The organism is Variovorax sp. dw_308 (assembly GCF_019207085.1).
Lineage (GTDB): Bacteria > Pseudomonadota > Gammaproteobacteria > Burkholderiales > Burkholderiaceae_C > Variovorax.
Map to the genome: position 1 here is coordinate 66,545 of NZ_JAATOM010000019.1, position 25,994 is coordinate 92,538.

At 61.2% G+C, this 25,994-nt stretch carries 19 protein-coding genes; 9 read left to right on the forward strand and 10 right to left on the reverse strand.

Features of this window, described 5'->3' with window-relative positions:
• The first annotated feature begins 183 nt into the window (after positions 1–183).
• Together HCU76_RS27340 and HCU76_RS27345 are read left to right on the forward strand one after the other, a co-directional pair.
• Positions 184–1,686, forward strand: a complete 1,503-nt coding sequence (locus HCU76_RS27340; protein ID WP_218511099.1) for an AAA family ATPase — start codon at positions 184–186, stop codon at positions 1,684–1,686.
• Positions 1,687–2,305: 619 nt separating this feature from the next.
• Positions 2,306–2,872: a hypothetical protein gene (locus HCU76_RS27345; RefSeq protein WP_218511100.1), complete on the forward strand. Its 567-nt coding sequence runs from the start codon at positions 2,306–2,308 to the stop codon at positions 2,870–2,872.
• On the opposite strand, the gene HCU76_RS27350 is transcribed toward HCU76_RS27345, so the two are convergent.
• Together HCU76_RS27350 and HCU76_RS27355 are read right to left on the reverse strand one after the other, a co-directional pair.
• Positions 2,873–3,982: a site-specific DNA-methyltransferase gene (locus HCU76_RS27350; protein WP_256354499.1), complete on the reverse strand. Its 1,110-nt coding sequence runs from the start codon at positions 3,980–3,982 to the stop codon at positions 2,873–2,875.
• Positions 3,983–4,249: 267 nt separating this feature from the next.
• On the reverse strand, positions 4,250–5,284 hold the full coding sequence (locus HCU76_RS27355) for a TauD/TfdA family dioxygenase (RefSeq protein WP_213956753.1): 1,035 nt from the start codon (positions 5,282–5,284) through the stop codon (positions 4,250–4,252).
• A 90-nt stretch (positions 5,285–5,374) separates the two neighbouring features.
• Here HCU76_RS27355 and HCU76_RS27360 point away from each other — a divergent pair, with 90 nt between their 5' ends.
• Both HCU76_RS27360 and HCU76_RS27365 read left to right on the forward strand, forming a co-directional pair.
• Entirely contained in the window at positions 5,375–6,397 is a 1,023-nt protein-coding gene (locus HCU76_RS27360) for a hypothetical protein (RefSeq protein ID WP_213956754.1), read from the forward strand.
• Positions 6,398–6,402: 5 nt separating this feature from the next.
• Positions 6,403–9,735, forward strand: a complete 3,333-nt coding sequence (locus tag HCU76_RS27365) for an ATP-dependent helicase (protein WP_213956755.1) — start codon at positions 6,403–6,405, stop codon at positions 9,733–9,735.
• A gap of 542 nt (positions 9,736–10,277) precedes the next feature.
• On the opposite strand, the gene HCU76_RS36850 is transcribed toward HCU76_RS27365, so the two are convergent.
• From HCU76_RS36850 to HCU76_RS27395, 7 genes are all read right to left on the reverse strand, one after another.
• A complete protein-coding gene (locus HCU76_RS36850; RefSeq protein WP_256354501.1) occupies positions 10,278–11,021 on the reverse strand; it encodes a molybdopterin dinucleotide binding domain-containing protein in 744 nt (247 codons plus the stop codon).
• 37 nt (positions 11,022–11,058) lie between these two features.
• Entirely contained in the window at positions 11,059–12,612 is a 1,554-nt protein-coding gene (locus tag HCU76_RS36855) for a molybdopterin-dependent oxidoreductase (RefSeq protein WP_345944710.1), read from the reverse strand.
• Positions 12,613–12,710: 98 nt separating this feature from the next.
• Positions 12,711–13,541, reverse strand: a complete 831-nt coding sequence (locus HCU76_RS27375) for a CoxG family protein (RefSeq protein ID WP_213956756.1) — start codon at positions 13,539–13,541, stop codon at positions 12,711–12,713.
• Positions 13,531–14,007, reverse strand: a complete 477-nt coding sequence (locus HCU76_RS27380; RefSeq protein ID WP_213956757.1) for a (2Fe-2S)-binding protein — start codon at positions 14,005–14,007, stop codon at positions 13,531–13,533. Before HCU76_RS27380 ends, HCU76_RS27375 begins: the two co-directional genes overlap by 11 nt.
• Positions 14,004–14,870 (reverse strand): xanthine dehydrogenase family protein subunit M, encoded by an 867-nt coding sequence (locus tag HCU76_RS27385; RefSeq protein ID WP_213956758.1) that lies wholly within the window; start codon positions 14,868–14,870, stop codon positions 14,004–14,006. Before HCU76_RS27385 ends, HCU76_RS27380 begins: the two co-directional genes overlap by 4 nt.
• The gene (locus HCU76_RS27390) at positions 14,863–17,157 is read right to left on the reverse strand and encodes a xanthine dehydrogenase family protein molybdopterin-binding subunit (RefSeq protein WP_213956759.1); all 2,295 of its coding nucleotides are present in this window, start codon (positions 17,155–17,157) and stop codon (positions 14,863–14,865) included. Before HCU76_RS27390 ends, HCU76_RS27385 begins: the two co-directional genes overlap by 8 nt.
• Entirely contained in the window at positions 17,158–18,144 is a 987-nt protein-coding gene (locus tag HCU76_RS27395; protein ID WP_213956760.1) for a tripartite tricarboxylate transporter substrate binding protein, read from the reverse strand.
• A 341-nt stretch (positions 18,145–18,485) separates the two neighbouring features.
• Here HCU76_RS27395 and HCU76_RS27400 point away from each other — a divergent pair, with 341 nt between their 5' ends.
• Entirely contained in the window at positions 18,486–19,055 is a 570-nt protein-coding gene (locus tag HCU76_RS27400) for a MarR family winged helix-turn-helix transcriptional regulator (protein WP_213956761.1), read from the forward strand.
• Positions 19,056–19,178: 123 nt separating this feature from the next.
• On the opposite strand, the gene HCU76_RS27405 is transcribed toward HCU76_RS27400, so the two are convergent.
• On the reverse strand, positions 19,179–19,625 hold the full coding sequence (locus HCU76_RS27405) for a hypothetical protein (protein WP_213956762.1): 447 nt from the start codon (positions 19,623–19,625) through the stop codon (positions 19,179–19,181).
• 334 nt (positions 19,626–19,959) lie between these two features.
• Here HCU76_RS27405 and HCU76_RS27410 point away from each other — a divergent pair, with 334 nt between their 5' ends.
• The 4 genes from HCU76_RS27410 (at position 19,960) to dksA (ending at position 25,280) form a co-directional block, all read left to right on the forward strand.
• On the forward strand, positions 19,960–20,241 hold the full coding sequence (locus tag HCU76_RS27410) for an HU family DNA-binding protein (protein ID WP_213956763.1): 282 nt from the start codon (positions 19,960–19,962) through the stop codon (positions 20,239–20,241).
• Between the two features lie 421 nt (positions 20,242–20,662).
• On the forward strand, positions 20,663–23,392 hold the full coding sequence (locus HCU76_RS27415; protein WP_213956764.1) for a DEAD/DEAH box helicase: 2,730 nt from the start codon (positions 20,663–20,665) through the stop codon (positions 23,390–23,392).
• A gap of 22 nt (positions 23,393–23,414) precedes the next feature.
• Entirely contained in the window at positions 23,415–24,455 is a 1,041-nt protein-coding gene (locus tag HCU76_RS27420) for a hypothetical protein (protein WP_213956765.1), read from the forward strand.
• Between the two features lie 237 nt (positions 24,456–24,692).
• Positions 24,693–25,280: an RNA polymerase-binding protein DksA gene (dksA, locus tag HCU76_RS27425; RefSeq protein ID WP_371319910.1), complete on the forward strand. Its 588-nt coding sequence runs from the start codon at positions 24,693–24,695 to the stop codon at positions 25,278–25,280.
• The last annotated feature ends 714 nt before the right edge of the window (positions 25,281–25,994 follow it).

Here is a 25,994-nt window from a genome sequence, read left to right on the forward strand (position 1 = left end):
GCGGAAGCTGCGGCTCGTTCGGCCTCTTCTGCCCCATTGCGTGCTTTCTCGTACGACCGCAGGACGTGCGGAACTCGCGACCTTGCTCTCTCCGAGCCCACCTCTGCTGAGACGGGGTATTGGGCTAACCCTTCTAACATCAGCAGTAAGCCGCCTCGCTGGATTGTCAGAATCGACGCCACGGTGCCGGAACTATCGGTCGACATTGCACGCGATGCGGAAGGCGAGCCATTTCAGGGCGCGGAGACCGTTGGTTATATCAACAACGGGCAGGGGCGCTGTGCTCTAGCAGCCTTTCGACTGAAGCCTTCTCTGAAGCTCTCGAATGAGTCCTATGCCTTCCCGGAGAGTTGGGAATGGATCATCCAATTCGGGTTTTCGAAGCCCTTGCCAATGGGGACGTCAGGAGACGCGCTCACCGAGTTCTCCGCGGATCGCAGCGAGATCGGATACAAGGGGCGGGCCGACGTGAAGGCCAACTTCAAGATCCAGCAGATTGGCCTGGTGATGACACTCGCTCCTCGCGAGTCTCAACAAATGCCGGACGGGCGGCTGGTCAGCTACGAAGACGCGACCGACGCACTCCAATCTTGGCTTTCATCGGGAACGGCAGAAGTATCCGCCTACGATCCCAGAGATCCAAATGAATTGATCCGTATGGAGGTCGATCTAGGGCGCTGCTTTGGAGCGGAAAGTACGGTGGCTGCTCTCGCCTCCGACATCATTCCTTCCACTGAACTCCTTGGCATACCCGACGAAGTTTACGATGTGATCAATGCATCTCTCAGGGCAGGTAAGCGCCATTTCATCTTCCATGGCCCTCCTGGCACTGGGAAGACCACCTTGGCACAGTACGTCGCTGAAAACTTGGGAGACTCGGGCGATGCGTCAGCGCCCTACACTCTGCTCACAGGTTCCGCTTCATGGAGTTCCCAGGACTTGGTTGGCGGCTACCAGCCGCTGGGGCCCGGCAAAATAGGATTCATCCCCGGCGTCATGCTTCGGGAGTTCCACAAGCCTATCATCATCGATGAACTTAACCGTTGCCCCATTGACAAAGTCATAGGTCCTTTGTTCTCTGTTCTTTCTGGGCATGCCACGTCGCTTCAGTACCGTGTAAATGTTGAGGACCCCGGAAGCCCCTTTTATCGGCTCCTTCCCAAGACCAATCCGGCCATGGAGTCACATGAATTTGCCCCAGGGGCCAGTTGGGCGATGATTTGCACGCTCAACCAAGCCGACAAAGAACAATTGGAGCAAGTAAGCCTTGCAATGACGCGACGTTTCACTTGGATTCGTCTAGGGGCGCCCCCAGATCTTCGCAGTTTCGTTCACAGGATGCTTGCGAAGCTCGCCTTGATGAAAGGCCCTTACAACGAACTGCTACCCAATCCCGTGGCAGACGTCTGGCGCATCGTGTGCGCATTCAGAGAGATGGGAGCTGCCCCTGCCATTGACTTCCTGAGGCTCGTGTCCGCAGTCGATGATTCGATTGATTTCCTAGCAAATCCTTTGCCCTCAACTCAGCGAACTTTCGTTGCTGCATTCGCCTCGACCTTCCTGCCACTGCTCGATGGGATTGGCAAGGACGAAGCCGTAGACTTGGCGTCGGAGATTTCCGCGGCATGGAACCTTTCCGAAGAGGCCGCAGGCGACTTGCAGCGCCGCCTATCGGAACTAGGCTAGGCCCTTGAGCGCTAGTCGGTCCGCTGCCATTGCAGAGTTATGCCTTTCCTTGGTGTTGGGCAGCTACAAGCGCCTAGCGCCCAACGGAAGAATGCTTGCTTCTTCAGAAGCTCGAGGCGCCCGCGGCGCTCTCCTTCTGGCTTGGGCGATGTCCCACGAAATCCATGAAATAGCTTTGGGCGCTTTGGGGCACCGCCGCGGGATGCGCCAACGAAGTGTTTTGGAGACGTCGGAGCACCTCGGACAAATCTCGGGCTCCATCGACGCTAACGAAACGCTCATGCGCCAGCATGTAAAGGCCGACCCCAGCGTCTTCGTTGTCAACGAATTAGTTGCATCCAAGGAAACCCTTCAAAGCCGTCAAGTTCCAGCTTGGGCCTTAAAGCTAGCCCGCGACGAGATCTCAAGGGCAATATGCGTTAGTGACTCAGGTGCTCGCCGAGACCTTGAAGCTCGCCTTGCGGTGTACAACGCAGCCCTAGCATCCTCTCATATAAAGAGAGCCCTCGCTGGAAGAATTGGAAGTTATCGTCCGCGACATTCGGTGATTAGCGGTGCTCGACAAAGCAGGAGCGCTCTGCATCCAAAGTCCGGCGATGTCATTCGAGTTTACGAGGGATTGCGTCGCCTCGCACCCTTCGCATTGAGGCGCATTGTTCTTGATGCGGTGCTAGGCCGCACGGGCGAACAGCGGCTTTTGGAGTTGGCGGCGGGACTGTCACTGGCTCAGGCGTTGTCTATCGTCAGTGGGCATCCGATGGTCTGGAACTTGTCGGCGGAGCAGGATGGCATCATTGCCAAAGTGGGGTTCTTCACGGTGGGGTGGAACACACCCGTACACCTTGACGCAGAAGACCCGCGCATCGTCTGCGTTCAAGACGGGCACTCCGGCTCATATTTAGCCTTCCTACGATGCGCACAAGTATTGAGCGCAGACTTTGAAAGCGAAGCGATACGTTTGGCCACTGAGAGCTTGGTGGCCGAATGCCGAAAAGAGGCCAAAAAGGGGCCACGATTCGAAGAAACGCCCTTGGCCAACTGCGCAGTTGTTTCATTTCGATTTCTTAAGTTCGATCCGGGAGAACCGAAAGTAAATCAGCTGATCGCCGCAGACTTCGATGACATCGGCCGTGGGCGGCTTGTTGAACTAGCCCGTCGAACATGCCGCAGATCCAGTCTCTCCTAACTATCTTGTCTCACCGCCGTTAGGGTGCAGCGGAACTTGCGATTCGTCTACCGGCTGTGCGCAAGGTGTACTGATCGAGTACGTAGCAGCCTTACTTCTAGGCGCGTCTGCGGCCTCCGCTTGGAAGCGAGCCATGCCCCCCCTTATATACTCGCTGGATAGCTCCACGCATGTCCATCTGCGCCTCAATGCTTCCGCGACCATTCCCGTCATGCATGAACCGCCGAAGGGGTCGAGAACCAAGTCGCCTGGATCAGTAAGCATGCGAATGAAGTATTCCGGCAGGAGGGCCGGGAAGCGGGCGGGGTGAATGTCAATCCCATTGGCTCTGCAATAGTCTTGGTAGAGGCCATTGCTCTCAGTGTTTGCGATTGCCAGCAGGTTCGGCGGAACCGAACCTCCGTTGTCTTTAGAGAACTTGTCTGATATGTCATGCCCTGACGGTCTCAACCTAGCCGAGTAACCATTCTTGAGCAGATTTCTCATGGAGTCCGAATAGGGCATCAGCACTCGCTTGTTGCTGGCCTTCGGGAACGGGGTCTTCGAGAGCCACCAAACGCAGTTGACAGCGTCCTTAACCCGAACCCTGCGTACGTTGACCCATTCCGCCGGGCTCGGAAGCTTCGCCGGATTCCACCAGTAGTGCTCTTGTGCGAGATGAAAGCCGTATTCCTCGCACAGCATAACCAATAGCTTGAAGTGGTAAAGCGAACGGGTGGGGGTGCCTGACTTCCAAGCACCTCCAATGTCAATCACCACGCTTCCGTCTTCTTTGAGTACGCGATGGAATCCTTCCGCAAATGGACGAAACCACTCGCAGTACTCGGCGGCATCCTCATTGCCATAACTCTTCTTGCGCACCAGCCCAAAAGGGGGCGATGTCATAATCAGATTTACCGACTCGGGCTTGGCAGCGTGGTGGAGGTATTGAAGACTATTCCCCTGCAGAATTTTGCCCAGCGAGGTCTTGTGAGACTCGTGCAACTTGCCGAAGTCTCGCCCTTGCAATTCCTGCCGCTGCTTGCGCAAGGGCGCCGCGGAAACGTTGTGGAGGTGGCGTAGATAGTCGCCTAGCGACTTAAACCCTAGGGTCGCGGACACCTCCTCCATCTCTTGGCGCTCGTTGGTGGTGAGCCGAATGCTTGTGATGTTTTCCCGAGTCTCGACCAACGGCGGCCTCCCCATCAAAGACTCCTTAGCGATTATCGCATCAATAAAACTGGCAGTTTAACGTATTACAAAAACGGCCGGTTGGCGTTTCCGCACGGCACTACGTCGCGTCTCGAAAGCAAAGGCCACCGAGTTCGCCTCTCGATTCCGCTGCGAAGCTGCGCGCCAAGGTAGGAGGTCCAGGCTGATCGCTGTCTGGCGCCCACACTAGGGAAAGAGCACGTGAGCCGGCCGGTCGCCGAGATGGCGGCGACTGTCATCCAGCTGGGACGTGTCCAGCCCGTAGGTCCGCAGCAGCCACCTCGACTGCCCGCCGATTTCACTCCCTACTTCACCGCGGCCGTGCAGACAAAGTCGGTTGCTCACGAGCAGCAGGTCGCCTGCCTGGATGGCCACGGCCAAGGCTACTTCGCTGCAGGCCTTAGTAAAATTCTCAGTTGCTTTTTCTGCAGCGCCGCCAGGCTCAGTTGGAGAAACGCTGGAATGGCTGAATCGAACGATCGTGCCGATGGCTGCATCTTTGAGCACTGGCTCATCGATGGCGGTATGGACCTCCCCGAGGATATCGCGCATACCTTCGAGAAAGGTCGCTTGCGACTCGATGGAAAACTGCGCCTGCTTCAGTTCGTGAATGTCTTCCGGTGACAGCTTTCCCAAGGCCTCTCGGAGCACCATCACCGTCGTCGGCACGGACTTCGGATTTCTCAGGCCGACCAGAGTCACCAAATCGGGCGACGGCGCGATTCGCGTATTGGACGCGTCGGTCTCGCCGTTGAACGGAAAGCTCACGCCGTCCGTGTGCCCGCGCAGTCCTCCCTGAGACTTGCGCGCGAACTTACCGTCGCCAGGGATCGCAGTCAGGCTGACGAAGAGTTCTCCGCTGTTCTCGGAACCGTACGACACGGTTTCCATGCCGAGGAAGGAATGGGCAGCGATGGCCGCAGCGCGGCCCGCGTACGTGCCTGTGGCGTCCGGAACAGGCGTGAACCAGTCCGGCGTGTCGGGCAAGTGGGTCGGCTCGAATACGTTGGTCAACACCACGAATGGCGCCGACAGGACTCCTTGACGGACCGCCGCCAAGTCTTCACCAGCTGCAATGAGCGCTTCTTCCACGCCGATGGACAGCTCGCCACCAAGCTTTCTCGGCTCAGCCAGCTCGTCCACTCGTTGCTCAAATGAGGTCGCCAGCTCCCAGGCTGCGACGGCGGTCCTGATGGCCGCAGCCAGCTTCGGCGCAGTCATAACATCTCCACGGGGGGGGTTGATACATTATTGATATACATCTACACTGCGTCAAGGGGCTCGCGTGCCCCGCAGCCATGGAGGGCGTCAATGCAAACCACGCTTAAACCGGTAGACCTTGCCGAAGCTCAAGCACTCTTGTCCCGGCTCCCAGATACATTCTCTAGCATTCTTCGGACAGCCCGATTGCGGGCGACGCCTGAGGGACATATTTCCGTTTCCTATGCCATGCAAGGCTCTTTGAAGCGCGAAGTGACGGCTGCTTCGCCGAATGAAGCGATTCGACTGACTCTCGTCGACGTGGCGACCTATGTCACGTCGTGCGCACAAGAACACGAAGCGATTCCAATGAGTTCCTGTGCTACTGGCACCGAATTGGCAACGGAGGCGCCTTCTCCAGAGCGCGCGCTTTCCAAAGCGAAGCAACAGACGCTTGGTGCTTCGTTGCCTTCTCGCCTGAAGGAACATCTCGGCGAGTTGGCTGCCGCCGAGGCGACGAGCTTCGCCGACGTGTGTCGGCGATTTGTTGTCTTCGGATTTGAAGACTTCATCGCGAGGGCGCTCTACGCGGGCCCCACCTTGCTATTCAATGTGCTGGCCAACGAGTTGCACGAATGGGACGACTCCGACACCGAGCAGGTAATGGTGCGTTTGGACCCAGGCCAGGCCGTGCGGCTCCGGTCGACCGCGAAGGAGTACGAGAAGTCGGTCTCCGAGTTGACGGTGCTGTGCTTGGCCCATGGTATTGCGATGCAGAGGCTGCTCGAGCCCCTCGAATCTCGGGTTTCGAAGTGCAAGGGGCCGGCAATTAGAGGGCTGGTTTCAAAGCTTGGACTTCAGCCTTTTGCCGTTCCTCTCGTATCGGGCATCCTCGCAGGAAGCGTACGCGCACCGAGGAAATTGCTCCCCAAACTCGCCATAGCCTTGGACGCGCCTGAGTCTTTGCTGTCCACTGTATTTCGAGGTAGTTTTGACCGGAGGCTGGTACCCGCATTCAAAGCGGAGGGCGGAAAGCCAGTGCTTTCTACGGCGCCTTCAACTTGGACCACCGCGGTGAAGGCGTTGAGCCTTTCCCCAGAAGATGCGAAAGCTCTTCTTGAACTGGGAGTCTGATACGCATGAATCCCTTCCAGCGCGCTCGAAATGAAGCACATGCAACCAGAGCGAAACTGGAGCCCTCACATGCGCACACCCCGCTATCGGCCAAAGACCTGCTGCAAAGGGTCGAGTCGATCCTAAACATTGCGATTGAGTCCGTGCCGCCCACCTATCCCGACCTTGGGGGCGGGACGGCTGTGCTCCAGCGGGAGCAAATGTTCATCTATGTGAGTACGGAGGTCGACAAATGGAATGCCGAGTTCTGTGGTCTTGTCGCCCATGAACTCGGGCACTTCTTTCTTGATGCGACGAAGCCAGCCACGACTGTTGCGCACTTGAGCACTCTGGTGGGCAGCGCTGGCAGCCCGGCCGTCCTCAAAGTGGAAGCCTACGGCGCGCGCGAGCGGCAGGAGCTCCAAGCAAACGTCTTCGCCCGCGAGTTGCTGCTACCGAGAGATGTCGCCCGCCAATTCGCATTGGCCGGAAAGGGCACTGCAGATGCGGCCACCGAGCTCGGTATCCCACTGGAATTCGTCAGGCAGCAAATGCTCGATGGCCTCCTGCTTCCGGACTCAAGCGAGACGACCAGCCCGCTAAGTGAACCGAGCCCCGACCAGTTGGCGGCGGCGAGAGCCGAAGAACGCGCGGCGAACGTGGTCGCAGGACCGGGCACAGGCAAGACCACCACGCTCATCCATCGAGTCAAGTACCTGGTGGAAGAGAAGCACGTGCATCCGAGCCAAATTCTGGTCCTCACGTTCACAAACAAGGCGGCTCTGGAACTGGTCGAACGGCTGCGAAGCGCCGGAATTGCAGATGCTTCCGATATCTGGGCGGGCACATTCCACTCGTTCGGACTGGAGTTTCTGCGGAAGTACCACCAGCACTTCGAGCTGGACTCGGACCTTCACGTCTCGGACTTGATGGGCTCGATGACCAATCTGGTCAAGGCGCTGCCGCGCGTCAAGCTCGGGCGTTTCCTGCGAGTGGAAGACCCGTACGACTGGCTTGGGGCCGTCGGCGACGGCATCACGAGGCTCAAAGAGGAGATGGTCTCCCCGGCTACCTACAAGAGCTTTATAGAGACCAACGAGGTCGAAGACAAGGAGATTCAGCAAAAGCGCCTCGATGTGGCCACCCTCTTCGAGTTGCACGAGACCTTGCTCAAGGAGCGCCGGACTGTTGACTTCGTGGACCTCATCTCGAAGCCGGCAATTGCACTGAAACACGATAGGAAGCCATTCGTCGAGTTGGCTGACCGCTTCCAATACGTCTTGGTGGACGAATACCAGGACGTCACGCAGGCTATGGTCGAACTGCTTCGTCAGCTGGCGTACAAGAAGCATATTTGGGTAGTCGGGGATGTTCGCCAAGCCATTCATCATTGGCGGGGCGCTTCGCTGAAAAGCCTCCAGAAGTTCGACGTTGAGTTCAAGGCGCATGCCGCTGGGACTTCAATCCAGCGGTATCCGTTGACCTTCAACCGAAGAAGTTCGCAGGAGGTCGTCGACCTTACACAGCAGATTGGCCGCGACCACGCTCTTGAGAGCACGTTGAGGCTCGATGAGGTTGTCGCGACCAATGGCACATCGGGCGCAATGCCTGTGGTTGTCACCTGCCGCGACGGCGATGCCCTCCTCGGCGCGATTTTTGAACACATCAACGAATTGCAGGTCAGCGGGGTGCCCTTTCGCCACCAGGCAGTGCTTTGCCGCAGGTCGAGCGACGTAGAGCGCACCGCCGAGCTTCTGAAGCAGGCGGGGGTTCCCATCATCTACAGCGGAGAGCTGACTGCAAGGGCCGAGGTTAAGCACATTCTCTGCCTCATCCAGCTCCTCGTTGAGCGTCGCCCGAAGGCATTGGCCGGCCTGTCGGGGATTTCTGCTCTCAACATGCCGTTGGCAGACTTACACGTTCTGCTAAAGGCAGCCGAGCGCGATGTGGCCTTCCAGAGAGGTCGCTGGATCCACGTGCCGCCACCCGGGCTCAGCTCTCGCGGCCTGGAGGTGACGGCCAGTCTCCGAGACCTTATCGGGCAGTTCCAGCATGGCTCCAATCCCTGGGCCTTCATCTGCCATCTCCTGCTGGACAAGCGCTTCGGCGTCCCGCCTGCCGCTGACATCAGCGTTCGAGCCTGGGTAAGTCGCATTGCCCTCTGGCAGTTCGCCTACAGCGTGCGAAACGGCGACGGCGAAATGAAGGAGGCGCGGCTGTCGCGGTACTTGCTGCGACAACGGCTGCGGCAGCGAATCGGTGATGCCCAAGGTCAGCGCGAGCTTCCGCCGGAAGCAGCCGTGCTCGACGGCGTTCGCGTGATGACCGTTCACGGAAGTAAGGGGCTGGAGTTCGAGGCGGTGCATGTGGGCTTCGTTAGCGCGGACAGCTACGGAAGCCGAGAACCCAGTTGGCGGCCTGAAGGCATTCTCGACATCGTGCCGCCAGAGGCCCTCGGTAGCAGCATGGATGAATACAAATTTGAGGAATCAGTCGAACGGAACAACCTCCTTTACGTGGCTATCTCGAGAGCGAAACGGCACCTGTATCTCTATCAAGACACCAAGTTCAAGTACTCAACCGCACCCCAACTGGACCACTATCCCAGGAAGTACCTCTCAAAGGCATACAGCGGGTCGTCGCTGACCATGGCGAGGGCAATGACGAATGGGGCTTTTGCAGCGGCGACGGCGTTGCCTTTTGAAGATTTCTACAGCTACGCAACTTGTTCGCTGCGCTACTGGTACAGCCACGTGCTGGAAATGCAAAGCGAGTCGGATGTCGACGTATCGCTACGCGCGCGATGGGCAGTGATGGATGCGCTCAAGGCGTTCTCCTCCGGCGCGTCAGGCTCGGCACAGGGGGCGCTGGGTTCGGCCTGGACGAACCGAAAATTGCCCACCGCTGTCGAAGACCCCTCACTGTGGGCAGACGCGCTTTATGCGCTTGACCGAGGTGAGCGCCAAGTGAAGACCTTGCGGGAGCGAGGCGGCCGATTTGAGCAGGCCTTGGCTACCATCGGCGGACTAAAGCTGCAGATGACTTGGGGTTTTCGCATCGACGGGACCTACGGGGGAACCGAGTACGCAATCCTGAGGTTCTCCCGTCGCGGAATCAGCGACTTCAAGACCATTATGAATCCGGTGCTGCGTGGGCTGGGCTTACCGGGACCTACGTCCATGTCTCTTCACCATGTGCTTTCGGAGAAGACCGACCAAGTGGAGGGCTCGAAGGCCATTGAAATGACCAAGGCCTACAAGGCGGCACAGCGTTTCGCCGCCGGCGACAATGCGCCGGCCATCGGTCACCACTGCAGCCGTTGTGACTTCTGCACAATCTGTCCGTCTGCCCCTCGGTAGTTCCCGGCTCGCCACGTCTCGAGTTCTACACGCTCACAGGAGACGGCTTGGAATGGGCCGTTTGCCCAGTCAGGGAAAAAGGACACTACTGCTGGTTCGCTAAGGTACAAGGCCGGCATACACCGCCCGGTCCAGCAGCTCGCGACGTACATTTGGGTCTAGGGTAGGAAGCGCGATCGTACAGACGGAGCTCAAATCACTATCATGAGATCGTGCCTCAACCGCCCCGCACGGGCAGCGCTAGCTTAGCCGGTGGCGTTTAACATAAATCGGATAGCCTTATTTTCGATATAGCGGCCGATCGGTACAGTCGTGCTTTGAGCAAATCGAAATATCGCATATTTGACGGTCTAGTTCATGGATCCGAGACAGCGATCGAGCGTTCGACTGGAATACCGCAAGCCACGCGATCGAGTCCAAGTCACACATTATTGGCTCAGACCAGTCCCAGTCCGAGCCCCCAGCGAGCCGACCCGCTGAATCGGGTGAACCATTTTGCTGACTTGGCTGCGGAATTGACTGACTCCTACAGCGCAGGGTAATCAGGCGCCAGGGCTAATGTCTTGTTCAAACAGTGGCGGATCGTAGGCGGTCACCGGAGGCGGGGGTCTTAAATGTTTTTCAATTTGAACAAGTGCGGTTTGGACCATCGATCCTTGAGCTAGCTGCGACGTGCCTGTGTCCAGCGTCACCACGTTCGGATTGCCGTGCTTTTCCAGGCTGCCTGGCTTGCCGCCTTCCAACGGGTCGTACCAAGCGCCGGTAGCGATAATGGCAACGCCACTCATCAAGTCATCGGCGATGTGCAGCGCAGCGAGGAACTCCCCGCGGGAATTGAAAACTCGCACGATGTCGCCGTCCGCGAGTCCCCGCGCCGCTGCATCCGCTGCGTGCAAAGTGATGCGCTCGCGGCCTTTGAGCTTGCTCTTCCTGCTGACAGGGGAGTGATCCAGCTGGCTGTGAAGACGGAACGTTGGCTGGTGGGACAGGAGGTGCAGCGGGTGCTGCTTCGTCTCATCGGAGCCAAGCCATTCGGCAGGGTTCAACCAGGTCGGATGCGGAGGGCAATCGTCATACTTGTAGCCATCGATGCGCGCCGAGAAAATCTCGATCTTGCCCGAGGGTGTCGGCAATCGATTGGCCACGGGATCCCGGCGGAAGTCGCCAAGTAGCGGCGGCATTTGGGAAGGGGCTGGGAACCGGTATTCGCCGTCCGTCCAGAACTTCTCGAAGGGCGGTGGATCGAGTCCCAGAGCCTGAGCCTTGGTACGCGCGCCTTCGTACATGTGGCGCAACCAGCCCATTTCGTCGCGGCCCTCGGTGTTAGGCCAGTCCGAAGCCGAGCCGATGCGCCAGGTCGGCCATGATGTCAAAGTCGTTGCGAGCCCCGGCTACCGGCTCGACGACCTTTTTCATTGCAATCCAGTACGGCGTGTGCTCCTGCGCAAGGATGTCGTTGCGCTCCATGGTGGTTGTCGCGGGAAGCACGATGTCGGCATGTTTGGCCGGCGGATTCCACCAGGGTTCGTGGACGATGATCGCCTCGGGCTGCTGCCATGCCTCGAGGAAGCGGTTGAGGTTGCCGTTGTGGTGGAACGGGTTGCCGCCGATCGAATAGAGCAACTTTGTCTCGGGGTAGGTGATCGTCTTGCCGTCGTACTGGATCTGGGCCCCGGGGCGCAGCATCATGTCCCCGACCCGACCAACCGGCACATAGGTCTTGACGGGATTGGGGCCGAGCGGAAGCGTCGGACGCGGCAGGTCGGTCCGGTGCGGGATGTTGATTCCGCTGATCGCACCGAAGCCCAGGCTGAAACCCCGCCCCGGCAGGCCTATCTGGCCAAGCATTGCGGCCAAGGTGATCGTCATCCAGATGGGCTGCTCGCCGTGGTCGGCCCGCTGGACCGACCAACTGGTCGTGACCAAGGTCTTGGAGCCTGCCATCTTGCGTGCAAGGCCCTGGATCGTTTCAACCGGGACCAGCGTGATCTTGCTGGCCCATGCAGCGTCCTTTGGCTTCCCGTCATCGCGGCCCATCAGATAGGCCTCGAAGCGCTCATAACCCTCGCAGTACTTGCCGAGGAATTCATGATCAGCAAGGCCCTCGGAGGCAAGCGTATGAGCCAGGCCCAGCATCAAGGCGGTGTCGGTGTTGGGACGCAGGGGGATCCACTCGCTTTCGACTTCGGCGGGAAGATCCTGCCTTGAAGGACTGATGTTGACGAAGCGAAGGCCGTTGACCTTGGCACGGCTGAACCAGTCGGGGCTTTCGTGCACGACTGCCCCACCCGGATCGATCGTCGTGTTCTTCAACGACGCCCCGCCGAACATGACGATCAACTCGGCATGCGCGATCGCATCAGGCCATGACACGACCATCTCGGTGATGTCCGAGCTGCCAATGACATAGGGGGTGATGTGCATTGCCGCGCCGAAGCTGTGGTTGCCACGTTTGTCCGTATAGCCGCCGAAAAGGCCCAAGAATCGCTTCAGTACGCTGGGTGCGTGGTGCAGCCGGCCCGCACTCGCCCAGCCATAGGAGCCGCCATAGATCGCCTCGTTGCCGTACTTTGCCTTGATGCGCTGGAACTCACGGGCGATGAGGTCCAGCGCCTCGTCCCAACTGACCGGCACAAAGGGCTCCCCGCCGCGCTTGTACGTGCGGTTCGATTTCAGGAAGCCTGCACGCACGTGCGGCTGTGAGATGCGAAGCGCGCTGTGGACCGTGTCGGGAAGGCTCGAGAGGAATGGCGGGGGATTCGGGTCTGCGTGGAACGGGATTGTCCGGACCACCTTTCCCTGCTTGTCCGTCTCGACGTCGTACACGCCCCAATGGGAGGCTGTCTGCGTAATTCGGTGGCCGGAAGTCTTTTCCACTGAGCATCTCCTGGGCGTAGCTGCCGCCACGCTTGCTGTCGTGCAGGCTTGCAAGTTCGTTGTCCCGAGGGACAGGCATGGAATATCTGATCCGTAGCTCAGCGCAGGCAATCGCGCAGCAAAGCCGCGCACTTGTCGGCAGCCTCGACGGGCCAATGAATGACCACTAAGGTACCTTCGCGCTGGATTTCGATGCGGATCGCCCGGTTGGCGTCGACAAGCGCGCCGCGGCTGCTGGACCCGCCCAGCAACCGGGAGAGCCACCCGGGCTGCGACGGCGCCGGGGTCACGGATGTGGCAAGCTTTCCCGTGGCCGGTGTCGCAGGCGCTGCTGGCGATGGCCTGGGCCCATTCAACGGCGCCGAAGTGGCCGTCGGTGCAGCGGAGGTCGTATCGTTCCGGAGGACCGGCGCGCTCTCGTGCTGAGGCATGGACAACGACTCTTCGATGGTGTCCGCATCCGCAGACGGGCTCACCGATGCGTCGCCCTCGATCCTCTGGCGCAAGTTGTGCCCGAACTCTTCCCACAGTCGGTCCGCCTTCGTCTTCATGGCGGAAAGGCCGAAATTGCCAAGACGCCCGAGCACGTCGACCTTCACCTTCAGGCGCATCTCCGTGCTGCCGTCGGGCATCGCTGCCAGGAACAATTCGGTTTGCTGCTTCATCGAGCTGGCGACCGAAGCATCATCTCCGGTGCCTTCGCAGCGCAGATAGGTGGGCGGTCGTTGCTCGACGATCGTGGTCTTGATCCGGAACTTTGCGCTGATGAATGACAACTTGACGGTCATCACCGCGCTGTATTCCGTCGGGCTCACGACTTCGATCGACTGCATGCCAGGCACGCAACCGGCCATGACCTGGGGGTCCAGCAGCAGCGACCAGACCTTGTCTGCCGGAGCGGCGATTGCCAACGTCTTTTCAATTTCCATTCATCTTCTCCGCTGCTTCCAGCACCGATTCCACAATCTGCGTGTAACCGGTGCATCGGCACAGGTTGCCATTCAGGGCCATGCGCACCTCGTGCGCTGTCGGGTGCGGGTTGGCTGTCAGCAACGCACACGACGCGATCAAGAATCCCGGCGTGCAGTACCCGCACTGCAGCCCGCCGCATTTCATGAAGCTCTCCTGCAAGGGATGCAATTCGCCGCCCAGCGAAAGGCCCTCGACGGTGGTGAGGTCACAGCCGTCTGCCTGCACTGCAAGCGACAGGCAGGACTTCACGACTTCGCCATCCACCAGCACAGAGCAGGCACCGCACACGCCGGTCTCGCAGCCACGTTTGGTACCGGTCAGGTTCAGGTCGTCTCGGATGAAATCGGACAGCATGCGGCGCGCGGGCACCTCTGCACGTTGGAGTTCGCCGTTGACGAGGAGTTGAATGGTGTGTTTGCTCATGCTGTCGCCAAGCCGAACACGTCGGCAATCGTCCTTCGGCTGATGACGCGGACCATGTCCCGGCGAAATTCCTCGGAGCCGCGTGCATCCGAGATGGCGGAAATCTCCGCCGCCACGATGTCGGCTGCGTCTGCGGCGACCTGTGTCGTGACCGTCTTGCCGGCGAGAAACGCCTCCGCCCTGGTGAGGCGCCGGGGCACCGACACGGAAGCGCCCACGACGATGCGCGCTTCGTGGCAGTGGCGGCCGTTTCGCCGAGTCATGAGCGCGACGCTTGCAAGTGGACGGTGCTCTGCGGCCGTCCGCAGGAAACGCGTGTACTGGCCACTCGCATCGGCGCTCAATAGCGGCACGCGTATCTCGATCACCAGTTCATCCGGCGCCAAGGCAGTGGCGTAGAAGTCCACCAGAAATTCGTCGATCGACAGCACGCGTTCCCCCCTGGTGCTTGCCACAACGACTTGTGCGCCATGCGCGAGGAGACATCCCGGCGGGTCGGTGGAGGGGTCCGCGTAGCAGAGATTGCCACCAAGGGTGCCCTGGTTGCGCACTTGCGGATTCGCGACCTGGGCGGCCATTGCCGCGAGCACCGGATAGTGCACCCGCACAAGCTCCGAGCGGGCCACCTCGGAGTGTTTGACCAAGGCGCCTATGCGAAGGCCGCGTCCCGGGTCGAACGTGAGGCCGCGCATGCTCCGGATGTTGGCGACCGACACCACATGCGTAGGTGAGACCATGCGCTGACGCAGCGCCAGCATCAAGGCAGTTCCGCCGGCCATGACCCGCGCCTGATCACCCAGGTCGGCGAGCATGTGGCTGGCCTCCGTCACGGACGCAGGCTGCAGGAAGTCGAAGTCATGCATGTCGCGCACTCTCATTGCGACTGCGCAGCGCTGCCAGAACCCTTTCCGGTGTGATCGGGAGGTGGGTCATGCGAATGCCGACGGCGTCATAGACCGCGTTGGCGATGGCTGCGGCGCCCGGGAGAATGGCCGTTTCGCTCGCGCCCTTGGCGCCGTAGGGGCCGTTCGGATCCATGGACTCGACGATGCCGCTGCGCAGCTCGGGCAACGCGTCGGGCGTCGGCATCGTGTAATCGGCGAAATTGCCGTTCGCGATGCGACCATCCTCCAGCTTGAGGTGCTCGTACAGTGTCCAGCCGATCGCCTGTGCGGCCGCGCCGTTGCTCTGGCCGTGTACCGCTTGCGGGTTGAGCGCCTTGCCGCAGTCATCAGAGACGAAACTGTCGATCACTGACACCTGACCGGTTTCCACATCGACCTCTACCTCCACGGCTTGCGCTGCGTATGAATACGCGGGGGCAATGTTGCCCATCAGGGTTTTCTTGTCGAACATCCGGGTCTGCGCGTCCCAGGAGCCGCTCACCTGAATGCCCTCACCGCCATCCCGCCAGATGTGGTTGCGGGCGAGCTCGGCGAATGTGACCTTGCGCTCCGGTTCCTCCCGAACACGCACCGCGCCGTTCCAGAGTTCCAGGTCCGTTTCCAGCACGACCAGTTGCCTTGCGGCCTGCGCGAGCAGTTTGTCTCGCGCCGCCCGAGCCGCGACGATCGCGGCATTGCCTGCGGTGATCGTGACGCGCGATGCCAATGATCCAATGGCAAAGGGCGCGGAATCCGTATCAGGCTGGACGATGTGGACGCAATTCAGGCCGACATTCAACTCGTGCGCGACGACCTGCGATATGACCGTCATCGCGCCCTGCCCCATGTCCGCTTCCGCCGAATGGATGATAGCCTTGCCATCTTCGTTGATCTTGATGACCACGGAGGAGCCGTCCCAGTCGCCGATGGTTCGATTGCCGCTGACATGCATCGCGGCGGCAAGCCCGATCCCGCGCCGCTTGCTGCCTATTCCCGGCTTTGTTCGCCTCTCCTTCCAGCCAATGGCGTTCGTGCATTGGGTGAGGCACTCCTGCAGACCGGTGCTGCCGATCTTCCAGCCGTGGACGGAAGTCTCGCCCTGCCCGATCGCGTTCAGGCGGTGGACGTCGAGCGGATCCAGCCCGAGCTTCAGGGCCATCGTATCGATGTGGCTGTTGAGCGCGAACAGCATCTGGGTGCCACCAAAGCCGCGGAACGCGCCATGCGGCGGCGTGTGGGTGTACACGAGGGAAGCGTCCGAGCGAACGTTGGCAAGGCGGTGCATGTTGTCGCTCCGCATGGCGCTCACGTGCATGACTTCCGCCGACAGGCCGCTGTAGGCGCCGCAGTCCGCCAGGATGCGCGTGTCCTTGCCCAGGATCCTTCCGTCGCGGTCCATCGCCAGCTTGAGAGTGATGCGTTCCGGCACGCTGCTGCAGCAGGCGAGGAAGTCCTCGAGCCGATTGTTGACCAGGCGCACAGCCTTGCCTGTACGAAGCGCAAGCAATCCCGCAATCAGGCTGTTCGCATCCTCGATGATCTTGCCGCCGAAACCTCCTCCAGTCGTCGCCTGGATCACGCGCACCTGGGACACTGGCAACTCAAGCGCTGACGCAAGCCGCGCGCGCACAAGGAAGGCGGTTTGCGTCGATGTCCACACCTGCAGCCGGCCGTCCGGGTCCATTTGCGCCACGGTGGCCATCGGCTCCATGTAGCCGGGATATTGGGCGTGCGTGGTGTAGGTTTCTTCGAAAACGAGGGCAGCGTCGGCGAACGCCGCGTCCACGTCGCCGCGCTCGAAGTTGATCTCGTGCGAGATGTTGCCGCGGCCCGGATGAATTCCCGGGGCGCCATCTGCCAACGCCGCCTCGACTGTGAGCAGTGCGGGAAGCTCTTCGTACTCGACCTTGATGAGATCCAGAGCGTCGCGTGCGATTTCTTCGGAATCGGCAGCTACAGCCGCCACTTCTTCGCCGGCGAATCGAGCTACGCCTTCCGCGAGGATGCGCCGTTCCTTGTGATGAACGCCCCAGCACACTCGGGGACCGTCGGCTCCGGTAACCACCGCCTTGACACCTGGCAAGGCCGACGCCTGGCTGGTGTCGATACTCAGGATCCGCGCGTGCGGATGCGGGCTTCGCAAGACCTTGCCGTGCAGCATCCCGGCAACCTTGATATCGCCTGCGTAGAGTGCCCGTCCAAGCACCTTGGCCCGAGCGGTGACTTGGGGCACAGACTTCCCGATGGTTGAGTTGCTCATGGCCATCTACTCGGCGCTGATATGCAGGTCACGAATGACCTTTCCCATCACCTGGTACTCGTGGGCATTTGTCTTCCGCAACACGTCAGGCGAACCGCCAACCGGCACGGCGCCGAACTGGGTCAGCTTGGCCTTGACATCGGACTCGGCCAGGATGGCGTTGAGGTTGGTGTTCAGCATCTGGATGGCGTCGCTCGGCGTCCCCTTGGGCGCGAAGAAGCCGTTCCACGCTCCGACCACGACATCCTTGTAGCCAAACTCGGTCAAGGTGGGGACGTTCGGGGCAAGGGAAGAGCGCTTGGCGTCGCCGATGGCCAACGGCGTCAGACGGTTGGTCGCGACATAGTCGCGGACGATGCCCAGCGTGACCCATGCAGTGCTGACGTGGCCCGCAACGACGTCGGTGACGGAAGGCGCCACACCCTTGTACGGGACGTGCATGATCTTCACGCCAGCGGCGGAGTTGAGCCACTCGCCGACGATGTGCATGGGCGAGCCCGCCCCGGGGCTGGCGTAGCTCAGGGGCTTGCCGGCCTTGGCTGCAGAGATCATGCCGGGAATCGTCTTGATGTCGGGATCGGGGTAGGCCACCAGGACCAGGGGCTGCGTGCCGATCTGGATCACTGGCTCGAACCCGTTCAGCACGTCGTAATTCGATGACGGGCCGAGCTTCATCACCATGGGGGCGGTGGTGAACGGGTTCGGCGTGAACAGCAGGGTGTAGCCGTCGGGATGCGCACGGCTCACGTAGCTGTTGCCGATGGTGCCACCGGCGCCTGGTCGGTTGTCGATCAAGACGGGAGTGTTCAGGCGTGCCGAAAGTTTTTCGCCCAGCATGCGTGCGATGGAATCGGTGTCGCTACCGGCGGGGTACGAGACCACGATGGTGATCGGCTTCGAGGGATACGCCTGGGCCAGCGCTGAACCGCAGGCCCAGAAAGCACACGTCAGGAAGACAGCGAACAAGCTGAAAAGTCGGCGTGAAGCAGGCATACAAGCACTCCTCGAGTTGTTCCACCTATGGAACGTTGGTTTGTCGGTGAACCAAATGATAATCTCTTATTGAGAAGTCAACAAGACAATTTCGGTTCTGTTAGCGTTCGGATCGGGTAAACACTGACGATGCGGCTCATCGACCTCGTGCGCACAAGTTGAGCGATCAGGGCGTCCGTCGGCCCGCGAGTGAAGGGCCCGAATAGTTGCTTCAGCGCGGGTTCGCATTTGCGGCTACGTTTATTGCAGCGCGGGAGTACGGGACCATCGCGCCTCCCGGTGAGCGATGCTGCTTGCACCGGTGCTACGCCACGTGCTGCCTTTGGTCGGGAGCAAGAGGCATGTTGACTGTGAAAGAATATCTCTCTGCTATGAGTGCCTCGTCAAAATCTAAATCGACTCACCCCTGCAATCCGAAAAAATCCCCATGGGACGACCTGGATGCCGATGGAAAAGGGCTCTCCGTTACTGACTTCCTTACGACCCAGGTCATCAATACCGGGAATGCATTGCGCAAGCGCATTACGCTGAGCTACGCAAAGCAGTTCGGCATGTCGCCGGCGGAGTGGCGAATCTTGTCGGTGCTGGCCCATGCGCGGCGTATGGACTTTTCCCAACTCGCTCTTTCCGCTTCAACCGACAAGGGCTCCTTGGTCCGGATGCTTCGCAGCATGCAAGGCAAGGGCTTCTTGACGACGGTCAGCGAAGGGGCCGGATCTCAAAAGAAAGTTACCTGCACGATTTCACCGAAGGGCGCCGACCTTTACGACCAGGTGATGCCGATCGCTCGTCGTCGGCAAGCTGAAATGCTCCTGGAGTTGGCACCGGAACATCGTCGCGTCCTTTACCACTCGCTTGGCAGGCTGTTGGAGCTCTGCGGTCCTCAAGACGACGACTCCCACGACGCCTAGCGTTGCCCCGGCGCGCGACCTATTGATCGACCTGCGGTCTACCCTCATACGCCCTCGCAACATGCCGCTGCCTCCGTTGCGCAGCACACCGTTCGCTACCATTGCGCGTTGTTGATCAGGCCGTCACCTTCGGATTCTGGAGATGTCGATGGCCGCGCAGAGTTCTTCGTACTCGGTCAGGTCCACGCCCAGGGCGCCAAACCATTGGTCGAAGTGCAGGTCCAGTGCGTCGCTGCAGGGATGCTTGCCCCTGTGATGACGAATGAAGTCTTTGCGGTGCTGCACCTTGTCCGCGATGAGCATGTGCTTCACGGCTTCGATAGGGCCGGCGGAAGGATAGCCATTGGACTCCATGCGAAGGCCTTCATGCGAGCGTTGCGCCCTGCTGGTTGGCCAGGCATTGGCCCTGCTGCGGAATTCCATGACCAGCAGGATCACGAACGGGTCCGCGTCGACGCTGTTCATGAAATCCTGGCCGTGGTGAATCAGGTCCTCGTCCGCTTGGAACAGTGGGTGCAGGCAGAATGCACGCATCGCAGCCTCCGTGGCGTCGAGTTCGCTCAGGATCATCAGCCCCTCGTCGATGCGCTGCAGGAGCGCGACCCCTGAGCCTTTCGCGACCCTATCGGCGTAGTGCGTCCGGATGGCCTAGTACTCGGGCGACCAGGTGGCACGAAGGATGTCCTCTGCAACGATCAAAGCGGTAACTCCATCTGCGAATTGTCCGCGATCGCCATGTCGCTTCTCGCGCGATTTGGACCAGGCGATTCGCGCCGCGATGTCGTGAGGCAGAGTCTGCCAACCGTGCACTGGCGACCCTTCCGAATCGCGCGCAGACTGCGACGCAAATCGCCTGACTTACCGGAGCTATCCTTTCCCTTCAACTTTCACGAGGAATCTCAGTTTGAACAAGACCGAACTTATCGCCGCGATCGCAGCCGACGTGGATCTCAGCAAGGCCGAGGCGGCCCGCGTTCTGGAATCAGTGCTCGAAAACTTGACCAAGGCCCTGGCGCGTGGGGAGACTGTGCAAGTGATCGGATTTGGCAACTTCACGGTGGCGAGCCGCCCCGAGCGTGCTGGCCGCAATCCGTCGACGGGTGAACAGATGACGATCAAGGCGAGCAAGTCGCCGAAGTTCACAGCAGGCAAGGCACTGAAGGACGCCGTCAACGCTTCCGCATAGTCGTTCGCGACCTGGATCGGCTCCGTGACAATCCTCAGCGAGGCCCTTGACGCGACCCGCCAACGCGGGTGTCGACCGGTCAGAAGCAGCGCTCCCGCAGGGGCATCGGCAAGACGCCACAACGGTCAATCTCGCGGGCGCGTGGTGAGGTCGATGCAGTTGCTGACCACTCTCGCAGGCGCCCCCTTTGCGGGGAGATATTTTCAAGACAGTCCCGCATCTCTGCACGGCGAGCGTCTTGATGCACGGGCAGACGCGCGCGTCAACGCCGCGAACGACGCGACGCGCATCCGCTTCGGTGCCGCGGCCGGCTTGCTTGAGGTGACTGGCGCGTACCATTTCCGGCCACTCCACTCTCTAGCGAAAATCCTCCTTCATGGCTGATTACGATGGCGCTGAGTCGGTCCCTCAGGGCGATCACATGGGCTTGGATCTTGCCCTTGCCATTTCGCCGGCCGGCCGGGGCTACCTCGAGATCGTGCACGATGCGAGCGACGCTGCGGTGTCGCATGCGGCAACGCGGATTCGCAAGGCCTACGAGCGCGGCAGCGCGCATGGATTGCTGCAGCTGGGCGCGGTAGAACTGGGCGCCGCCCTGCCCCCCTCGCTGGCCTTCGGGCGCGAGTTCGCGCATCTGTTCATGGTGCGGCTGACCGCCCTTGTCACGCTGGCCGAGGACTGGGCGAACGTCGAGTTGCCCGCCCCCCGCGCAGAGCTGGAGCAACTGGCAGCCGCAGCGCCACCGATGACGGGTGCGGAATACCTCGACGGAACGGCGCTCGATGCATGGTGGGCGGACATGCACTCGGCAGTGCGCGAGGAAATCGCGGCCAGCGGTGGCGCGATAGATTCGTGGCTGCGAAGCAAACATCCCAGTTGGAACCTGGTTGGCCGGGTCTGTTTTCATCTGGCGGAGAACAAGGGCAACGAACTGGCACCGTTCGCCTTTCTTGCCACCTGCGCGAGCCATGTGTCAAAGGAAGCTCGCGTCCAGCACGTGCCATTGGGGCGAGCGCTGCAGAGCTATTCGCAGGCCCAGGATCGCGCCGGGCTGTTGAAACTGCTGCTGCCGGTGCACAAGGCCGCCGAGCAGAGCCCGTGGCTGAAATCGCTGGTCGATTCAGGAAAGGTGTTCCATCCGTTGGCCTGGTCGCCACCCGAGGCGCACCAGTTCCTGCGCAACGTGCCGCTGTTCGAGGCCAACGGCCTGATTGTGCGCATACCGGACTGGTGGAAGCCGCGCCACCCGCCACGCCCGCAAGTGCGGGTGACGCTGGGTCAGCAAGCCTCGGGCATCGGGCTGGCCACGATGCTCGACTTCAAGGCCGAGCTCACGCTCGACGGCGAAGCGCTTTCCGACGAGGAGCGGAGAAGCATGTACTCGGCCGGCGACGGTCTGGTGCGACTCAAGGGACGCTGGGTCGAGGTCGACCGCGAAAAGCTCGACGCCGTGCTGGCCCACTGGAAGACGGTGCAGCGCTCGGCCGCTGCCGACGGGATTTCCTTTCTCCAGGGGATGCGACTGCTGTCGGGCGCCGCCATTGACGGCGAGGCCCCGGCGGCGCTGGCGGAATCGACTGCCGAGTGGTCCATCGTGGCGGCGGGCGACTGGTTGCACGATGCGCTCGCACAACTTCGCGAACCTGAGGAGGGGGCCGATGCGCAACCCGAGCTTCTGGCGCAACTGCGGCCCTACCAGCGCAAGGGGGTCCAATGGTTGTGGTGGCTCAACCGCCTGGGGCTGGGTGGCTGTCTGGCCGACGACATGGGACTGGGCAAGACGGTTCAGGTGCTGGGCCTCTTCTCGCTGGCCAAGCGCGAGCGCGATCCGGGGCCGCATCTTCTGATCGTGCCCGCTTCGCTCATCGCCAACTGGCAGGCGGAGGCGGCACGCTTCGCACCCCACTTGCGACTGCTGGTCGCGCACCCTTCAGTGATCCCGGCCAAGGAACTGGCCGCGCTATCTCGGCATCGACTCGCGGGCGTTGACATCGTCGTGACGAGCTACGGCACTGTCGCGCGCCTCCCCTGGATGGCCGAAGTGCAGTGGTCCCTGGTCGTGCTGGATGAAGCGCAGGCCATCAAGAACCCCGGCGCACAGCAGACGCGCAAGATCAAAACCCTCAACAGCCGGGTGCGTTTCGCGATGACGGGCACGCCGGTGGAAAACCGGCTCGGCGACCTCTGGTCGCTTTTCGATTTCATCTGCCCCGGATTGCTGGGGTCGGCAGCGACATTCAACCGTTTCGTACGCCGCCTGGCGGACAGCGAGCACGCGGACTACGCGTCGCTGCGCCGCCTGGTGCAGCCCTACATCCTGCGGCGCCTCAAGAGCGACAAGCGCGTCATTGCCGACCTGCCCGACAAGACCGAGGTCAAGGCCTACTGCGCACTCAGCAGGGTCCAGGCGAGCCTGTACCAGCAATCGGTCGAAGCGCTGGCCACGCAGATCGAGACCCTGGAGGGCATAGAGCGCCGTGGCGTGGTCCTGGCCTTTCTGATGCGCTTCAAGCAGATTTGCAACCACCCTTCACAATGGCTGGGCGACGGCGCGTACGGGCCGCATGACAGCGGCAAGTTTGCACGTCTGCGCGAATTGACCGAGGCGATCGCTGCGCGCCAGGAGAAGGTGCTGGTCTTCACGCAGTTCCAGGAAATGACCGCGCCGCTGGCGCAGTTTCTGCATGGCGTTTTCGGGCGACCAGGCCTGGTGCTTCACGGCGGAACCGCGGTGAAGGCACGCGCGGCCCTGGTTGAAGCGTTTCAACGCGAGCAGGGGCCGCCATTCTTTGTCCTGTCCCTCAAGGCGGGGGGCACGGGCCTGAACTTGACCGCCGCGTCGCACGTCGTGCATTTCGATCGCTGGTGGAATCCGGCCGTTGAAAATCAGGCGAGCGACCGTGCCTATCGAATCGGGCAGAAGAGGAATGTGCTGGTTCACAAGTTCGTCTGTCGCGGCACCGTGGAGGAGAAGATCGACGCCCTTGTTGAAGCAAAACTCGGTTTGTCGAACCAGATCATCGAGGGCGGCGGCGAGGCACTGTTGACAGAAATGAGCAACGACGAGTTGCTGCGCATGGTGGCGCTGGATATCGGTAGTGCGATGATCGAGCCCAAGGCGGGCCACACGGGCCAAGTGGGCAAGGACTAAGACCTGGGAGCCGAGAAAACACATGGCACGAAACGACTACGGCAGTTGGGCGCCCTACGTTCCGGTGGCACAGCGGCAGCACAAAGCGAAGCAAAAGGCCGCGGCGCTCGCGAAGAAGGGGCAGGTTTGTCAACCGGTCACGATCCAAGGCCGCGCCATCGCCAAGAGCTTCTGGGGCAAGGCGTGGTGCGACAACCTGGAGTCCTACAGCGACTTTGCAAACAGGCTGCCGCGCGGGCGAACGTATGCGCGCAACGGCTCGGTGATCGACCTGCGCATTGAGCCCGGCAAGGTGCACGCGCTCGTGTGCGGATCCGAACTCTACAGCGTCGAGATCACTGTGCACCCGCTGGAGGCGAAGGCGTGGGACGCGATCATGAAGGAATGCTCAGGCAAGGTTGCGAGCGTGATCGAGTTGCTGCAGGGTCGCCTGTCCCAAGCGGTGATGGAAACGGTGACGCGCCGTGGCGAGGGGCTATTCCCGCAGCCGACGCAAATCAGCTTGCGCTGCAATTGCCCGGATGCGGCATCCATGTGCAAGCATGTCGCGGCAACGCTGTACGGCATCGGTGCACGGCTGGACGATGAGCCGGAACTGCTGTTCCGGCTGCGCCATGTGGAGCCGACGGAACTGATTCGGCAAGCCGCCGACATTCCGATGATGACGCCGCCCGACGCGCAAGGTGTGTTGGACAGCGCCGATCTGTCGGCCCTGTTCGGCATCGATCTCGACGATGCATCCGCCGCGCCAACGGCGCTACCGCTGCCCGCCGGAGCGCCGTCGCGCAAGCGCTCACGGAAGCCCCAAGTCGTCGATCCGCCCGCGCCGCCGGTGTCGGCGAAAAACAGAATAGCGGTAGCGCCGCGCCGTGCGCAAGGCAGGGCCGTCACGGCCGGTGAGTTGATTTCGCGCGGCGTCGCGCGACACATGATTCAGGCCTGGCTCGCTTCCGGCGTTCTGTTGCGCACGAAGCAGCGCGGCGTGTACCGGACCACCGCGCAGACTGAAGCTCGAATCGTTGGCTATATGGCTCGAGCTCCTCGAAGCCAGGCGGGAGAGTGAGTTCGTCCAAACATCAAAGGTCAACCATCAACTGCCATGAGGTTTACGATGGTGTCGTTCTGGACTTCGCCACTGTCAGTCGTCTTGCCTCGCCGCTTCTTTCCTGACATCTCGGCACGGCCGCGGCGGGACTTGGTTGTGCGACCCTTTTGCTCCTATCAAGACGCCCATGAAGAAACGGCTGCCGCCCCCACACCCGCTCCGGGGAGCCCCGTCGTCCCCGATCCACCCGCTCGCGTGCCCCGCGTTTCGCGCCTTTCCCAACGGACGGTGCCTTCGATGGCGCAGTCGGTGGCTTCTACCGCCGCCAAGTCCAGCTTCAGCCAGGTCGTGTCGAGCGCGCTGGTGCCACCGCCGCACGTCACGGTCAAGAAAGACCCGAAGCTCGCCAACAACTGGAAGACAAAGTCGCCCGAGCAATTGAGCGACGCCGAAGTCATCGCCATGCCCGACAGCGAGTACATGAACGAGAAGCAGATGGCGTTCTTTCGGCTCAAGCTGGTGAGCCTCAAGCAGGGCATCCTGGAAAATGCCACCCAGACCACCGACCACCTGCGCGACGACGCGGTGGTCGTGCCCGACCCAGCCGACCGCGCCACCATCGAGGAAGAGCACGCCCTCGTATTGCGCACGCGCGACCGCGAGCGCAAGCTGTTGAAGAAGATCGGGCAGTCGATCCAGCGCATCGACGCCGGCGACTACGGCTACTGCGACGAAACCGGTGAGCCGATAGGCGTCGGTCGCCTGCTGGCGCGGCCAACGGCGACCTTGTCCCTCGAAGCGCAACAGCGCCGCGAACTGAAGCAAAAGATGTTCGGGGACTGAGTAACTGCAAAGAGGAGTCGGGCCGCCCGCCGTCCAAGGGAGCGAAGTTCGTCCGCTTTCCGTTCAAGTAATGGGCGGAACTGCACGAGGCGCTTCGACGCTGCAACGGCGAACAGGATAGTGGACGCCGGCCAAGCAAGTTGGTGCAGCTCAACGGAGCACGCGGACCCGCCGACAGGACGGATGCCGCAAGGCGGCGGCATCAATCCGGCGCGGGAGAGGATCCTCAGGCCGCCCAAAGGCACGAAAATGACGCCATGACCGATCCTGACCCTCTGTCCGAAGAGGGGGCCCTGAGACCAACCCCGTTGCCGCTAGATGGCGAGCGTTCTGATGCCCGGGAAGTAGCCCCCATCAGCGCCGCCGATGAGGCGGCGCAGTCTCGCTTCGGTGCGGCGGCTATCGTGCTTGACCGCCTGGACACGCGGCCGCTGCATCTCCGATCGGCCAGGCGCCCGTGGTGGAAGTTCTGGGGCTGAGCGCCGGCGATATGCGCATGACAGGCTGAATCCCCCTTTGTCGACTCGCATCGGACTCGCTGCCCCTCTCTATCGAACGCCGCATTGCGCTCCGCATGGAGATGACCTGGGAGTTGAATCAGCGATGGTCTCGTTCGCGCAGTCCGGCTGTATCAGTCTGATTGTGTCGCGCTCGCCCGCGGCCACATAGACCGGCGGTGTCGTTCCAGGGATCGGAATGCAGAAAGAAGCGCCG

Bases quoted from the DNA above. Each gene is read 5' to 3' on its own strand.
- HCU76_RS27405 (WP_213956762.1), bottom strand. From the start codon at position 19,625: ATGATCCTGAGCGAACTCGACGCCACGGAGGCTGCGATGCGTGCATTC.
- HCU76_RS27420 (WP_213956765.1), top strand. From the start codon at position 23,415: ATGGCACGAAACGACTACGGCAGTTGGGCGCCCTACGTTCCGGTGGCA.
- HCU76_RS27360 (WP_213956754.1), top strand. From the start codon at position 5,375: ATGCAAACCACGCTTAAACCGGTAGACCTTGCCGAAGCTCAAGCACTC.
- HCU76_RS27355 (WP_213956753.1), bottom strand. From the start codon at position 5,284: ATGACTGCGCCGAAGCTGGCTGCGGCCATCAGGACCGCCGTCGCAGCC.
- HCU76_RS27385 (WP_213956758.1), bottom strand. From the start codon at position 14,870: ATGCATGACTTCGACTTCCTGCAGCCTGCGTCCGTGACGGAGGCCAGC.
- HCU76_RS27375 (WP_213956756.1), bottom strand. From the start codon at position 13,541: ATGGAAATTGAAAAGACGTTGGCAATCGCCGCTCCGGCAGACAAGGTC.
- HCU76_RS27390 (WP_213956759.1), bottom strand. From the start codon at position 17,157: ATGGCCATGAGCAACTCAACCATCGGGAAGTCTGTGCCCCAAGTCACC.
- HCU76_RS27365 (WP_213956755.1), top strand. From the start codon at position 6,403: ATGAATCCCTTCCAGCGCGCTCGAAATGAAGCACATGCAACCAGAGCG.
- HCU76_RS36850 (WP_256354501.1), bottom strand. From the start codon at position 11,021: ATGTACGAAGGCGCGCGTACCAAGGCTCAGGCTCTGGGACTCGATCCA.
- HCU76_RS27380 (WP_213956757.1), bottom strand. From the start codon at position 14,007: ATGAGCAAACACACCATTCAACTCCTCGTCAACGGCGAACTCCAACGT.
- HCU76_RS27415 (WP_213956764.1), top strand. From the start codon at position 20,663: ATGGGCTTGGATCTTGCCCTTGCCATTTCGCCGGCCGGCCGGGGCTAC.
- HCU76_RS27400 (WP_213956761.1), top strand. From the start codon at position 18,486: ATGTTGACTGTGAAAGAATATCTCTCTGCTATGAGTGCCTCGTCAAAA.
- HCU76_RS27350 (WP_256354499.1), bottom strand. From the start codon at position 3,982: ATGGAGGAGGTGTCCGCGACCCTAGGGTTTAAGTCGCTAGGCGACTAT.
- HCU76_RS27395 (WP_213956760.1), bottom strand. From the start codon at position 18,144: ATGCCTGCTTCACGCCGACTTTTCAGCTTGTTCGCTGTCTTCCTGACG.